Raw genomic sequence first — 13,364 nt, 5'->3', positions numbered from 1 at the left:
CCCTATTCATCGGCGAGCCATGTGCGCAGCAGGTTGACGAATTCATCCGGCTTTCTCTTCGCCAGCGTCTCCAGCTGTTTGCGTACCTGACTTTCGTTCGTCACGCTCTCCAGATTAATGGAAGGAAACTCTGCCGCAGGCGGCAGCGGAAGATCTTCTTCGATTTCCTCTTTGTTCTTGCGGCGGCGGTAAATCAGGTAGCCTCCACCCGCAAGAAGCGCAAGGGCGGCGAGGCCGATTCCCCACAGCATGCCTTGGGAAAGCTTGATTCCGCTCGGCTGGGTAACATTACCACTGAAAGGTTGCGAATAGACCGAAACTTTTTTAGCCAAATCAGCGTCTGTATATGTAATACCGGAGTCGGCAAGCGATGCCCTGACGATATTTACCAAGATATTCTGAATGGCATCTCTGGTTTGTTGATCTACACTGGTTTGTCCCGTTGGTGGTTCAACAGCTACGTTAATTGTTAAATCTTTTACGGTATACGGACTGGCAACGATGTCTTTGGTAATATGGTTAACCTCGTAATTGATCGTCTTGGACAAATCCTCGGAGGTTACGTCGCCTGTGGACGAGTTACTTGGATACCCCGGCACCTGGGTCTGGCCCGTGCCTGCCACTCCGCTATCCGGATTGCTCTTACCCGTATAATTCTTCGAAATTTCCTGAACGCTGATTTCGATGCCTTTCATGTTTTCCGTATCTACCGGTGTCACCATGTTTTCCTTGCTCTGAACTTTGTCGAAATTCAGCTTGGAGACGACGAGGACATCGACTTTATTCGGTCCCATGAACTGGCTCAGAAATTCTTTGACGTTCTGGCGAACTTCGCTTTCGAACTTTTTCTGAAGCGCAAAATTTTCTTCTACGGACGAGGACAGCGTTCCTGAACCGCCTTGGGCCGACGATAGCAGCTCTGTGTTGCCTTCCGATTCGGTGATGGTGATATTCTCCACCGGCAGATTCGGTACGGCGGTCTTGACCAAGTTGAAGTACCCGTCGATCGTTTGCTGGCTTGGATGATAACCAGGCTTAAAGGTAAGCACGACTGAGGCGCTTGCTTTCTCCTGGTCTTCTTCGCTGGCAAACACACTTTCTTTCGGCAGGTTCACTAGGACTTTAGCCTTATTAACGCCGTTCATGCTGGTGAGCAGCTGCTCGACTTCTCCGTTCAATGCGTTGTTGTACTTGACGTTAAACTCGCTGTCGGTTGTGCCGATCGATGATGATTGATCGAACGTTTTGAATCCGATGGATCCGTTCTGAATGAGTCCCTGGGAGCCGACATCAACCTTGATGCGGGCCGCTTCCGTGCTCGGTACTGAAATGGATGTTCCGTCAGTACTCAATTTATACGGGATGTTGTTCGTATCGAGGTAGCTCATAATTCCTGCGGAATCGCTGGCGTTCAGATCCTTGAAAGCCACTTCATACTCCGTCTTGGAAAACTGCATGGTCAGAACGACAATGGCGATGATAATAAAAGCGATCGTAGAAATGAATAAAATTTTCTGTTTTTTGCTGAATTGATTCCAGTACTGAACGACTCTGTCCTTATACTGGACGATTCTTTCGTTCACAACGTCACCCACCCCACCCGAAAACTTAGCAAAAATCTATGAATGAATAGGTTCAGGCGATCCGCCAAATCCTTCGTTCACTCTTTTGTCTGCAGCCTTTAAATTTGTGTCCGCATGATCTCCTGGTACGCTTCGATCGCTTTGTTCCGAATCTGCGTCGTCAGCTCCAGGCTGAGAAGCGCTTTTTGCGAAGAAATCATGACTTGGTCCACATCGACTTGTCCGAGCATGAACTGATTGCTCATTTCTTCGGCGGCTTTCTCCTGCCCGGCCACCTGGTTCAGCGCATTTTCCAGATAGGATCCGAAATCGCTAAGGGATTGGGCTGGCGTTTTGCTAACGCTTGATGCGCTTTGCTTCATGTCGAGCGGCTGGATGCTTTGTGTCGAAAACATCGAGTTTTGGATCATCAATGTCCCTCCTTACCTGCATTTATTTGTTCGAACTAGGTTTAGCGACCTATTTCCAAGGCCTTCGTGATCATCGCTTTCGAGGAATTCAGTGCAGTGACGTTCGCTTCGTACGATCTCGTGGCCGAAATCATATCGATCATTTCTTTGGCGATATCCACGTTAGGCATGTAGACATACCCTTCCGCATCTGCATCCGGATGAGTCGGATTGTATACCGGCTTCAACGGCGTCTGATCCTCCTGAATCGCAGCCACTTTCACACCTTTACCCGCACTTTGTCCGTTCATTTGTGCTTCCAGCATGCTGGAGAAATCCGATTCATTCGGCGACAGCACAACCATCTTGCGGCGGTACGGCACCGCTTTGCCGTCAACCACCGACGCTCTCGTCGTTTCCGCATTCGCAATGTTGGATGAAATGACGTCCATCCGCAAACGCTGTGCTGTCAGTGCCGAGGCGCTGATCCCAAAGCTGCTGTTCATGTTCACCCGCGATTATCTCCCTTCAATAGCTGTCCGCATCATTTTGATCTGGTCGTTCATCTGCTGGATGTAGGCGTTGTACTGAAGCTGGTTGTCAGCCAGTGCAGACATCTCCCGGTCAATATCCACATTGTTCATATTGTTGTTCATGGCTGTCGATTGGTCCTCCGTTACAACCGGATTTGGGACTGAATTCGTAGGACCTATGACGAAGTGCCGGGGATCGGTGACCCTGCCGCGAAGCTGAGGTGCAGATCCATTTATTTCCTGCTGGAGCAGGCTCTCAAATGACACTTCAGACCGTTTGAAATAGGGTGTGTCGACATTGGCAATGTTGTCCGCAATGACCCTCTGGCGCGCGTTTGCCGCCTGAAGTCCGCCTTCCAAACGTTGAAAGCTGACGCTGTTCAGCAAATCCATTCCGTATCCCCCTTAATTTCCATAACTTTACTGTTAGTCCGCGGGGAACTTTCTTCCCAATTTCACTTTTTTTCGACAAAAGTCCTTAGAAATATTGCTTGTTCTAGGTCTAAAGTAGAAAAAATTACTATATTGTCGTATATCCTAAGTTTCTTAAAGATTGGGACATATTACAATAAGAAAAAAGCCCTATCTTTTCCCAAAAAGAAGGTCTTTGTTCTTAATTTGTTTGAAAACTTTGCTAAATCTTTGCAGGATAAGGGTTTATAGGCTTACATAGGACGGGGCTGTTGTCACATTTCGATAAAAACTCATGCTGAATAGTCCTAGAATTTCGGATTTGCGAAAGTGTCGTAAACGAACCTCTTCCTTGCATACGCGCGCAGGGTTATGTCTTCGCCTCCCCGGCATTGCTTATGATGCCAGCTCTATCCTTCCTGCGGTCAATTTCTAAGCCTAACAAAAAAAGACATGCCCGAAGGATTTCTATCCTTCAGACATGTCCGCGCAGTGACGATTACCGGTTTACAATATATATTGGCTCAAATCGCGGTCCTGGGCGATATCGCCAAGCTTTTCACGCACGTACTCCGGCGTGATGGTCATATTCTCCAGGGTTAATTCAGGCGCCTCAAACGACAAATCCTCGAGCAGCTTCTCCAGGATCGTATGCAGCCTGCGCGCACCGATGTTCTCCGTATTCTGGTTAACAGTCGCGGCAATTTTGGCAATTTCCCGGATTGCTTCAGCGGAGAATTCGACCTCGATGTCCTCGGTTTTGAGCAGCTCCGTATACTGCTTGGTCAAAGCGTTCTTCGGCTCGGTCAGAATCGACACGAAGTCGTCGAGAGACAAGCTGCTCAGCTCCACGCGGATCGGGAAGCGGCCCTGAAGCTCGGGAATGAGGTCCGACGGTTTCGCGATATGGAATGCACCGGCGGCAATAAACAGAATAAAGTCCGTCTTCACGGGGCCGTATTTGGTCATGACCGTCGATCCTTCCACGATCGGCAGAATATCCCTCTGGACGCCTTCACGGGACACGTCAGGCCCAGAGCCTTTGCCCTGGCTGGCAACTTTATCGATCTCGTCGATAAAGATAATGCCCGACTGCTCGGCACGAAGAATCGACTCGGCGATGACGTCGTCCATGTCGATCAGCTTGGTCGCTTCCTCCTGTGTCAGCACCTTGCGCGCTTCCCGGATCGGCAGCTTCCGCTTCTTCGTCCGGCGTGGCATCAGGCTGCCGAACATTTCCTGCATGTTCATGCCCATCTGGTCATTCCCCTGCCCGGCCAGCATATCCATCATCGTCGGCGAATTGTCTTCAACGTCGATTTCAATCATGTCGTCTTCCAGGCTGCCGGACTGAAGCTTAAACTTCACCTGGCGCCGGCGTTCAGCCACGGTGCTGTCCTGTTCCTTCTCCTCTTCGGTATCCTGTGCGTTCTGGTTGCCATTGCCGAACAGCATTTCAAACGGGTTGCGCTGCGACTTGTTTTTGCCGGCCGGCGGAACGAGAATTTGCACGATCCGCTCGTTGGCGAGCTCCTCGGCGCGGTCTTTTACTTTTTCCGTACGCTCCGCTTTGACCATGCGGATGGACGTTTCGATCAAATCGCGGACCATGGATTCCACGTCGCGGCCGACGTATCCTACTTCCGTAAACTTGGTGGCTTCGATCTTCACAAAAGGCGCATTGACCAGCTTCGCCAAACGTCTGGCGATTTCGGTCTTGCCCACCCCCGTCGGACCGATCATCAGGATGTTCTTCGGTACAATCTCATCCCGAACATCCTCGGGAAGCCGGTTGCGGCGGTAACGGTTGCGCAGTGCGACGGCAACGGATTTCTTCGCCTGCTTCTGGCCTACAATGTATTTATCCAGTTCGGCCACGATTTGTCTTGGCGTCAAACTTTGGTTATCCATATGCATTCCTCCACCCTTACAGCTCTTCCACAATGATATTTCCATTGGTGTATACGCAAATTTCCGAAGCAATTTTCAAAGCTTCCCGCGCAATATCCTTCGCTTCCAGGTCCTGGGCGTGACGCTTCAGCGCACGTCCGGCAGAAAGCGCAAAATTGCCTCCCGAGCCAATCGCCAACACGTCGTCGTCCGGCTCGATGATTTCACCGCCCCCGGAAATGAGCAGCATGCCGCTTTTATCCATAACGATCATGAGTGCCTCAAGCTTGCGGAGAACGCGATCCTGGCGCCAGTCCTTGGCGAGCTCCACGGCGGCACGCTGCAGATTGCCATGATGCTCCTCCAGCTTGCTTTCGAATTTTTCGAAAAGGGTGATGGCGTCCGCCACGGAACCTGCAAAGCCGGCAACGACCTGGCCTCTGTAAAGACGGCGCACCTTTTTGGCGGTCTGCTTCATAATGACATTTTCACCGAAGGTCACCTGGCCGTCACCGGCGATCGCCGCTTTTCCGTTATGGCGTACAGCGCAAATGGTTGTCGCATGAAAAGATAAATCCATACCTACAGACCTCCTAATCTATACTTCCTGATGTTCGGTTGCCAGTCCGGCTTCCTTGATAAACGCGTTAATCGTCTCCAAAGCCCGATTTGCCAGCGCCTCGTTTTTTTCCTTTTTGTTGCGGATTTTCTTCTCTAATTTCGGCAGCAGGCCGAAGTTGGCGTTCATCGGCTGGAAGTGTTCCGAATCCGCAGTCGTAATATAATGAGCCATGCTGCCGAGGGTGCTAGTTTCAGGGAATACGACAAGGTCCTGTCCAAGCGCCTTTCTCGCTGCATTAATGCCCGCTATAAGCCCGGATGCGGCAGATTCCACATATCCCTCTACCCCTGTCATTTGACCGGCAAAAAACAGGTTCTCATTCGTTTTCAGCTGATAGGTCGGCTGGAGCAGCTTCGGAGAGTTGATAAACGTATTGCGGTGCATGACGCCATAGCGTACATATTCCGCATTTTCCAGCCCCGGAATCATGGAGAATACGCGCTTTTGCTCTCCCCATTTGAGGTGGGTTTGGAAGCCGACCAGATTGTACAGCGTGCCTGCGGCATTATCTTGGCGCAGCTGCACGACCGCATAAGGCAGCTCGCCTGTATGCGGGTTGACCAGTCCTACCGGCTTCATCGGCCCGAACAGCGCCGTTTGCTTGCCCCGCTTCATCATGACCTCGATCGGCATGCAGCCTTCGAAGTATACTTCCTTCTCAAACTCTTTCAGCTGCGCGACTTCCGCATGGACCAGCGCGTCATAGAACGCGTTAAATTCCTCTTCGGTCATCGGGCAGTTCAAATAAGCCGCTTCGCCTTTATCATAGCGGGAAGCCAGGTATACCTTGCTCATATCGATGGAGTCTTTCTCTACGATCGGAGCTGCAGCGTCATAGAAGTAGAAATACTCTTCGCCCATGAGCGCTTTGATCTCGGCGGAGAGCGCAGGCGAGGTCAGAGGGCCTGTGGCGATGACGACAATCCCTTCTTCTGGTATATGCTGAATTTCTTCGTTTACGACTTCAATCAGCGGATGGTTATGGAGAGTGCTCGTAATATCCCCGGAAAAACCATCGCGGTCCACCGCCAGAGCTCCTCCGGCAGGAACCGCATTTTTATCGGCGGACTTCAGGATCAGCGAATCCAGCATCCGCATTTCTTCCTTGATGACGCCGACAGCGTTCGTAAGACCGTTGGCACGCAGCGAATTGGTGCATACGAGCTCGGCGAACTTGTCCGTATGGTGCGCGGGCGTCTTCACGACCGGGCGCATTTCGTATAATTTCACGGGAACCCCCCGGTTTGCGATCTGCCAGGCAGCCTCGCTGCCTGCCAGACCTGCGCCGATGACGGTTACCTGCTGTACTTCTGTCAACTTCATTACCCCCTGCTGTTTACAATTACATCATTTCTTCGTTGTCTTCGTTCTCTTCCAGGGGCTCGGTATGGTCGCATGCCGTGCATTGGAGACGTGCTCCCTGCTTGTTGCGCTTCTCAACCATCAGAGAGCCGCATTTCGGACAAGGCTTCGGCGACGGTTTATCCCAGGATACGAAATCGCATTCCGGATAACGGTCGCAGCCGTAGAAAATCCGCCCCTTCTTGCTGCGGCGCTCGACCACATGCCCTTCCTTGCATTTCGGACAAGTGACGCCGATATCCTTGACGATCGGCTTTGTGTTCCGGCAGTCCGGAAATCCGGAGCAGGCGAGGAATTTGCCAAACCGTCCCAATTTGTATACCATCGGTCTGCCGCATTTATCGCAAATTTCGTCCGATACCTCGTCCTCGATTTCGATTTCCTTCATTTCTTCCTCGGCTACTTCCAAACGCTTTTCAAAGGAAGAATAGAACTCGGCTAACACCTTGACCCAATCCTCCGAGCCTTCCTCGACATGGTCGAGATCGTCTTCCATGTGAGCCGTAAATTCCACATCCAGAATTTCCGGGAAAAATTGTTCCATCTGTTCAATGATCAATTCACCCAGTTCTGTCGGAACGAACTTTTTCTCTTCGATTGCCACGTAACCGCGCTTTTGGATCGTCTCCAGCGTCGGTGCATACGTACTTGGCCGTCCGATGCCGAGCTCCTCCATCGCCCGGACCAACCGGGCTTCGGTATAGCGTGGAGGCGGCTGCGTGAAGTGCTGCTTCGGCTCGATATCTTCCTTCTTCAGCTTATCGCCTACAGCCAGCGCAGGCAAAAACTTCTCTTCTTCCGTCGTGCCGTCGTCGTTGCCTTCCACGTAAACCTTCATAAAGCCCTGAAAGCGGACTTTCGAACCGGTTGCGCGGAAAACGGCCGGCCCGGCGGCAATGTCTACGGAAAGCGTATCCAGTATGGCGGAAGCCATCTGGCTGGCAACGAAACGTTCCCAAATCAGCTTGTAAAGGCGGTATTGGTCACGGCTCATGAACGACTTCACGGAGTCGGGATCGCGCATGACCGAGGTCGGACGGATCGCTTCGTGGGCATCCTGGGCGTTTGCCGATTTTTTCGAATACTCCCGCGGAGTTTCTGGGACAAACGGATCCCCATACTTCCCGCTGATAAATTCCTTGGCTTCTTCCTGGGCCGACCCGGCAATCCGGGTGGAATCCGTACGCATATAAGTGATGAGGCCGACGGTTCCTTCTTTCCCGAGCTCTACGCCTTCGTACAGCTGCTGGGCGACGGACATCGTTTTCGCGGCACGAAAATTAAGCTTCCGGGCAGCTTCCTGCTGCAGGGAGCTTGTCGTAAACGGAGGCGAAGGATGCCGCTGGCGTTCCTTTTCCTTCACTTCGCTGACTTTGAAGGTGGCCCCCTTAATGGCAGCAAGCACTTCGTTTACTTCATCCTCGCGTGAAAGTTCTTTCTTCTGGCCGTTCAGCTGCTGGAATTTCGCTTCGAAAACAGAATCTCCCTTGGCGAGCTGGGCCGTAATGGACCAGTATTCCTCCGGAATGAACGCATTGATTTCGTTCTCCCGGTCGATGATGATCTTGACCGCAACCGATTGAACGCGGCCTGCGGACAAACCTTTCTTTACCTTTTTCCACAAAAGCGGACTGATCTTGTAACCGACAAGCCGGTCCAGAATACGTCTGGCCTGCTGCGCGTTAACCAGGTCCATATTGATCTTGCGCGGCGTTTTAAACGCGTCCTTGACCGCTTGCTTCGTAATTTCGTTAAACACGACGCGGCAGCTATCCGTATCGTCCAGCTCCAAGGCATGGGCAAGATGCCAGGCAATCGCTTCACCCTCGCGATCGGGGTCAGCTGCGAGATAAACCTTTTTTACTTTTTTGCTGGCGTCCTTGAGTTCCTTTAATACGGAGCCCTTTCCACGGATCGTAATATATTTCGGATTAAAATCATTTTCGACCTCAACCCCGATTTGGCTCTTCGGGAGATCACGCACGTGACCCATCGAAGCTTTTACGATATACTTGCTGCCTAAATATTTGCCGATCGTTTTCGCCTTGGCCGGCGATTCTACGATGACAAGTGAGTCAGCCATAGGTTCATCCCCCTTTCCGAACAATTCTGTGAATGTTAGTCCATAGACTCTTGTTATATAAGCTTGTATATAGCACCAGATAATTGGGTAATCTGCTTTTTTATGATTAAAGATAACAGAACTGAATGCAAATGTCCAAAATCCCATCCGGTCTGCTGCAGCAGCTCATCCAATGTAGACGGCCCTTGTTCCAATATATGGTATATCCCAAGCTCATCCATTGTCAAATGATCTGCAGGCAGCCGCGTGTCCTCCAACATCTGACGCTCCCTATTGTATGTATCTTCAAACCCTTTTGGCAACCATGAATCATATTCTTCAATCACGTCTTCGGCATTCAGCACCATTTTGGCGCCTTGTTTAATCAAACTCAGCGCGCCTCGGCTCTTGGGCGAGGTAACCGGCCCAGGCACGGCGAACACATCTCTGCCGGCTTCGAGTGCCAAATCCGCCGTAATCAAAGATCCGCTGCGCGAATCCGCTTCGACGACCAGCGTCCCGAGCGTCAAGCCGGCAATAATGCGGTTGCGCTGCGGAAACAGGCCGGGATGCGATTTGGTCCCGGAAGGATACTCCGTTAGAATGAGCCCATCCTCGGCGATCCGCTCATACAATCCTCTGTTCTCCGGCGGATAGACTACGCCATGTCCGGTCCCCATCACCGCAATCGTATTTCCTCCGCAGGCTAGAGAGGCTTCATGGCACACGCTGTCGATGCCTCTGGCCATGCCGCTGACGATCGTGAATCCAGCTGCGCTGATGCCCTCCGCCAGTTCCTGGCCGACCTTACGGCCATAGGCCGTCGGTACCCTTGTTCCGACCATGGCGACACCGGGCGTTTGCAGCAATCCCCGTTTTCCGGTGCAGTACAATACCCATGGAGGCTCCGCGATCTCCTTCAAATACGCAGGGTAATCTTCATCCAAAAAAGTCAGGATGCCGGCGCCTCCCTCAAGCTTACGGGATTTCAGCTCTTCGATCAAATCGGGTGTGATCCGTTCAGATAAAAGCTTCGCCTTTTCCTCGGGAAAACCTGCTTCCTCCCAATCTCTACTATTATAATGAAACATGTCCCCGGAGAACATACGCTGTCCGCGCAGCCTGGCAATACTCTTTCTCCCGATCCCCTCTGTCTCATGCAGTGCAATCAACAGCCACCGTTCGTCTTTCATACCAATCCCGCCCTTCCTTATATTTTCCAGTTTTTCGGTGTTGAAAACACAAAAAAGCAACCCTTTATTCTCCGAATGGAGAAATAAAAGGTTGCTTACCTCTTTCAACCGTACATAACGGCCGGTTTATATTAGTGAGTCGTGCATTTTTCCAGCAGGCCGCGCTCTTCCAGAACGCTTACCAGCGTGGAGCCCATTTCCGAAGGCGTTGGAGCGACTTTGATGCCGCATTCCTCAAGCTTGGCGATCTTTTCTTTCGCCGTGCCTTTACCGCCGGAAATAATAGCGCCCGCATGTCCCATGCGTTTGCCCGGAGGCGCAGTCACGCCGCCGATAAAGCCAACGACCGGCTTAGTCATGTTGGCGCGGATCCATTCCGCCGCCTCTTCCTCCGCCGTACCGCCGATTTCACCGATCATAATAACAGCATAGGTGTTAGGATCATCGTTAAAGCGGCTCAAGATATCGATGAATTCCGAGCCTTTTACCGGGTCACCGCCAATGCCTACTGCAGAGGACTGGCCGATGCCGCGGGTCGTCAATTGATGAACCGCTTCGTAGGTCAGCGTTCCGCTGCGGGACACGACGCCCACATGGCCCGGAGTATGGATATACCCAGGCATGATGCCGATTTTACATTCACCAGGTGTAATCACCCCTGGGCAGTTTGGTCCGATCAGGACGGTTTTCTTGCCTTCCATGTAACGGGACACTTTGACCATGTCCAGCACCGGAATGCCTTCCGTAATACAGATGACCAGTTCCATTTCCGCATCGACGGCTTCCATGATGGAGTCGGCCGCGAATGCCGGCGGAACGTAGATGACGCTCGCGGTCGCGCCCGTCGCTTCCTTGGCTTCTACAACCGTGTTAAATACGGGCAGGCTGACCGCTTGGCCGTTCTCCAGCGTAATATCAACCTTGGTGCCGCCTTTGCCCGGAGAAGTTCCTCCGACCATTTGCGTGCCGTAGTCGAGGGCGCCTTTCGCATGGAAAAGGGCGGTTTTGCCGGTGATGCCCTGTGTGATGACTTTTGTATTTTTATCGACCAAAATACTCACGTTTGTTCACATCCCCTATCGTATTTTAAAGATTCTATTTTACGAGTGAGACAATTTTTTGGGCGCCGTCAGCCATGGAATCGGCAGGCACGATGTTCAGGCCGGATTCGGCCAAAATTTTCTTGCCCAGATCCACGTTGGTTCCTTCGAGACGCACAACAAGCGGACGGGTCAGGCCGAGCTGCTTGGCAGCTTCAACCACGCCCTCGGCGATAACGTCACAGCGCATGATTCCGCCAAAGATGTTGACGAAAATGCCTTTGACCTGCTCATCCGACAGGATGATCTTGAACGCCTCGGTAACCTTCTCTTTCGTGGCACCGCCCCCTACGTCGAGGAAGTTGGCCGGGTCTCCGCCATAGTACTTGATAATATCCATCGTGGCCATGGCAAGGCCTGCGCCGTTGACCATACAGCCGATGTTGCCGTCGAGAGCTATGTAGCTCAGGTCGTATTTGGAAGCTTCGATTTCTTTTTCGTTCTCTTCGTCCAGGTCGCGAAGCTCTTGAATGTCTTTGTGCCGGAACAGTGCGTTGGAGTCAAAGTTCAGCTTGGCATCGAGTGCCATGACATTGCCGTCACCCGTTACAACCAGAGGGTTGATTTCTGCAATGGAGCAGTCTTTGTCAACAAAGGCGCTGTACAGAGCGATCATAAACTGAACCGCCTTGTTGACCAGTTCGTTAGGGATGTTGATCGCATAAGCCAGTCTGCGCGCTTGGAAAACCTGCAGGCCAACGGCCGGATCCACCACTTCTTTGAAAATTTTCTCAGGCGTTGCCGCGGCAACCTCTTCGATTTCCGTTCCGCCTTCTTCCGATGCCATCATCACGACACGTCCGGTAGCGCGGTCAACAACGACGCCGACGTAATATTCCTTGCGGATATCGCAGCCCTCTTCGATCAGAAGCCGCTTGACTTCTTTACCTTCCGGGCCTGTCTGATGCGTTACGAGCACTTTGCCGAGGATTTCCTCTGCGTAAGCACGAACCTCGTCCAGGTTCTTGGCCACTTTGACGCCGCCGGCTTTACCGCGGCCGCCTGCATGGATTTGCGCTTTGACTACCGTGATCTGGCTGCCCAGGGATTTAGCGGCTTCAACCGCCTCTTCCACGGTGTAGGCCACCTTTCCGTTCGGAACGGTAACGCCATACTGCTTTAACACTTGTTTTCCTTGATATTCATGGATATTCATTTACGGTATCCTCCTATCAACATGACTGCTACAAGGCGGGTTCTGATATCTCTTAGAAAATAATATAAACCCAAGCTATTGTAACATGTTTTTAAAACGCTTACCTTAAGAAACTGCGTTTCCATCGACAGCTTTTTGATATCGGTTTAATCCGTTTGAGAGAATATTTGGGATTTGATGGTAAAATCCGCCTTCAAAGCAACGTCTTAAGTTCCGATATGATTCCATTGGCCTTGCATCGACCCCAACATTGTTTCATGGAGAAAAGGGAAAAAGAGCGACGGAATTGCAGCATGTTTTCTGCAAAATCGCTCTTTTCTTCACATCTTGCCCTCTTGCTGTTCGTTATTGTGATGGACGCGGTTCAGCAGATTCTTGAACTGGCCCAGCAAATGCCCGAATTCGCTTTCGTTCAGGCACAGCTCCTGCTGCATGGCGGCCGGGACGTTTAGCGCCTTCTCCTTCAGCTTGTTTCCTTCGTCCGTCAACGTGATGATGACCTTCCGTTCGTCCTGGGCAGAGCGCTCGCGGTGAATCAGACCAGCGGCCTGAAGTCTCTTCAGCAGGGGCGTCAAGGTGCCGGAGTCCAGGAAAAGAGCCTCCCCAAGCTCCTTCACGGTACACTGTCCCCGCTCCCAAAGCACAAGCAGGACCAAATATTGGGAATATGTCACACCGAGCTTCTCCAGATGGGGCTGATACAGCTTGGTGATTTCTCGCGAACAGGCATAGATGGTAAAGCACAGCTGATTTTCCAGCTGCAGCTGCGGATTCATTTCACTTGGTTTCATCACTTTCGTCTTCACCTGCCTTCTTGTCATAATATTATCATAATTTTGTCACATTATCATAGTAATTGCGCCATATCTTCTGCAGAAGCAACTGATGCCCTACAATTTCATTGTATACTTTTAAATTTTAAACAACAAATCATCCGTGAATCACGTCCTTACAAGCTTGCCGCTTTTCCCCCTCCCTCATGCCTCCATCTTGACTTTTGCTGCCTTCGGTCCTACAATTTTTGTAAACTTAAGCGAAAATAAGGAAGCACCTTTTTTCCGTC

The 13,364-nt window shown here is 51.5% G+C and carries 12 protein-coding genes; all 12 read right to left on the bottom strand.

The genetic code is table 11. The features are described from left to right. Positions 1 to 2 precede the first annotated feature (2 nt). The 12 genes from fliF to FHS19_RS02480 all read right to left on the bottom strand — a co-directional run bounded on the left by fliF (position 3) and on the right by FHS19_RS02480 (position 13,092). Positions 3 to 1,583 (bottom strand): flagellar basal-body MS-ring/collar protein FliF, encoded by a 1,581-nt coding sequence (gene fliF, locus FHS19_RS02535; protein WP_183578165.1) that lies wholly within the window; start codon positions 1,581 to 1,583, stop codon positions 3 to 5. Positions 1,584 to 1,681: 98 nt separating this feature from the next. Then, positions 1,682 to 1,993 carry a flagellar hook-basal body complex protein FliE gene (gene fliE / locus FHS19_RS02530; protein ID WP_183578162.1) on the bottom strand — a complete coding sequence of 104 codons (312 nt, stop codon included), beginning with the start codon at positions 1,991 to 1,993 and terminating at the stop codon, positions 1,682 to 1,684. 41 nt (positions 1,994 to 2,034) lie between these two features. Next, positions 2,035 to 2,478 (bottom strand): flagellar basal body rod protein FlgC, encoded by a 444-nt coding sequence (flgC, locus tag FHS19_RS02525; protein ID WP_221223854.1) that lies wholly within the window; start codon positions 2,476 to 2,478, stop codon positions 2,035 to 2,037. A gap of 12 nt (positions 2,479 to 2,490) precedes the next feature. Continuing rightward, positions 2,491 to 2,898: a flagellar basal body rod protein FlgB gene (gene flgB / locus FHS19_RS02520; RefSeq protein ID WP_183578156.1), complete on the bottom strand. Its 408-nt coding sequence runs from the start codon at positions 2,896 to 2,898 to the stop codon at positions 2,491 to 2,493. Between the two features lie 525 nt (positions 2,899 to 3,423). Next, the gene (hslU, locus tag FHS19_RS02515) at positions 3,424 to 4,827 is read right to left on the bottom strand and encodes an ATP-dependent protease ATPase subunit HslU (protein WP_183578153.1); all 1,404 of its coding nucleotides are present in this window, start codon (positions 4,825 to 4,827) and stop codon (positions 3,424 to 3,426) included. Between the two features lie 16 nt (positions 4,828 to 4,843). Further along, a complete protein-coding gene (gene hslV, locus FHS19_RS02510; RefSeq protein ID WP_183578151.1) occupies positions 4,844 to 5,386 on the bottom strand; it encodes an ATP-dependent protease subunit HslV in 543 nt (180 codons plus the stop codon). 18 nt (positions 5,387 to 5,404) lie between these two features. Next, entirely contained in the window at positions 5,405 to 6,745 is a 1,341-nt protein-coding gene (trmFO, locus tag FHS19_RS02505) for an FADH(2)-oxidizing methylenetetrahydrofolate--tRNA-(uracil(54)-C(5))-methyltransferase TrmFO (protein WP_183578146.1), read from the bottom strand. 25 nt (positions 6,746 to 6,770) lie between these two features. After that, entirely contained in the window at positions 6,771 to 8,873 is a 2,103-nt protein-coding gene (gene topA / locus FHS19_RS02500; protein WP_183578143.1) for a type I DNA topoisomerase, read from the bottom strand. Positions 8,874 to 8,926: 53 nt separating this feature from the next. Next, positions 8,927 to 10,045: a DNA-processing protein DprA gene (gene dprA / locus FHS19_RS02495; RefSeq protein ID WP_183578140.1), complete on the bottom strand. Its 1,119-nt coding sequence runs from the start codon at positions 10,043 to 10,045 to the stop codon at positions 8,927 to 8,929. A gap of 131 nt (positions 10,046 to 10,176) precedes the next feature. After that, entirely contained in the window at positions 10,177 to 11,106 is a 930-nt protein-coding gene (gene sucD, locus FHS19_RS02490; protein WP_183578137.1) for a succinate--CoA ligase subunit alpha, read from the bottom strand. 34 nt (positions 11,107 to 11,140) lie between these two features. After that, on the bottom strand, positions 11,141 to 12,301 hold the full coding sequence (gene sucC, locus FHS19_RS02485; protein WP_183578134.1) for an ADP-forming succinate--CoA ligase subunit beta: 1,161 nt from the start codon (positions 12,299 to 12,301) through the stop codon (positions 11,141 to 11,143). 320 nt (positions 12,302 to 12,621) lie between these two features. Continuing rightward, a complete protein-coding gene (locus FHS19_RS02480; protein WP_246426478.1) occupies positions 12,622 to 13,092 on the bottom strand; it encodes a MarR family winged helix-turn-helix transcriptional regulator in 471 nt (156 codons plus the stop codon). Positions 13,093 to 13,364 lie beyond the last annotated feature (272 nt).

This window comes from Paenibacillus rhizosphaerae, from assembly GCF_014192015.1.
In the GTDB taxonomy this organism is placed as follows: Bacteria; Bacillota; Bacilli; order Paenibacillales; family Paenibacillaceae; genus Paenibacillus_AQ; species Paenibacillus_AQ rhizosphaerae.
Note: the sequence above shows the minus strand (reverse complement) of the source record. Positions and strands in the feature narration are given on the sequence as shown.

Coding starts and splice junctions, on each gene's coding strand:
- hslV (WP_183578151.1), bottom strand. CDS start 5,386: ATGGATTTATCTTTTCATGCGACAACCATTTGCGCTGTACGCCATAAC.
- dprA (WP_183578140.1), bottom strand. CDS start 10,045: ATGAAAGACGAACGGTGGCTGTTGATTGCACTGCATGAGACAGAGGGG.
- fliE (WP_183578162.1), bottom strand. CDS start 1,993: ATGATCCAAAACTCGATGTTTTCGACACAAAGCATCCAGCCGCTCGAC.
- topA (WP_183578143.1), bottom strand. CDS start 8,873: ATGGCTGACTCACTTGTCATCGTAGAATCGCCGGCCAAGGCGAAAACG.
- sucC (WP_183578134.1), bottom strand. CDS start 12,301: ATGAATATCCATGAATATCAAGGAAAACAAGTGTTAAAGCAGTATGGC.
- flgC (WP_221223854.1), bottom strand. CDS start 2,478: ATGAACAGCAGCTTTGGGATCAGCGCCTCGGCACTGACAGCACAGCGT.
- flgB (WP_183578156.1), bottom strand. CDS start 2,898: ATGGATTTGCTGAACAGCGTCAGCTTTCAACGTTTGGAAGGCGGACTT.
- FHS19_RS02480 (WP_246426478.1), bottom strand. CDS start 13,092: ATGAAACCAAGTGAAATGAATCCGCAGCTGCAGCTGGAAAATCAGCTG.
- hslU (WP_183578153.1), bottom strand. CDS start 4,827: ATGGATAACCAAAGTTTGACGCCAAGACAAATCGTGGCCGAACTGGAT.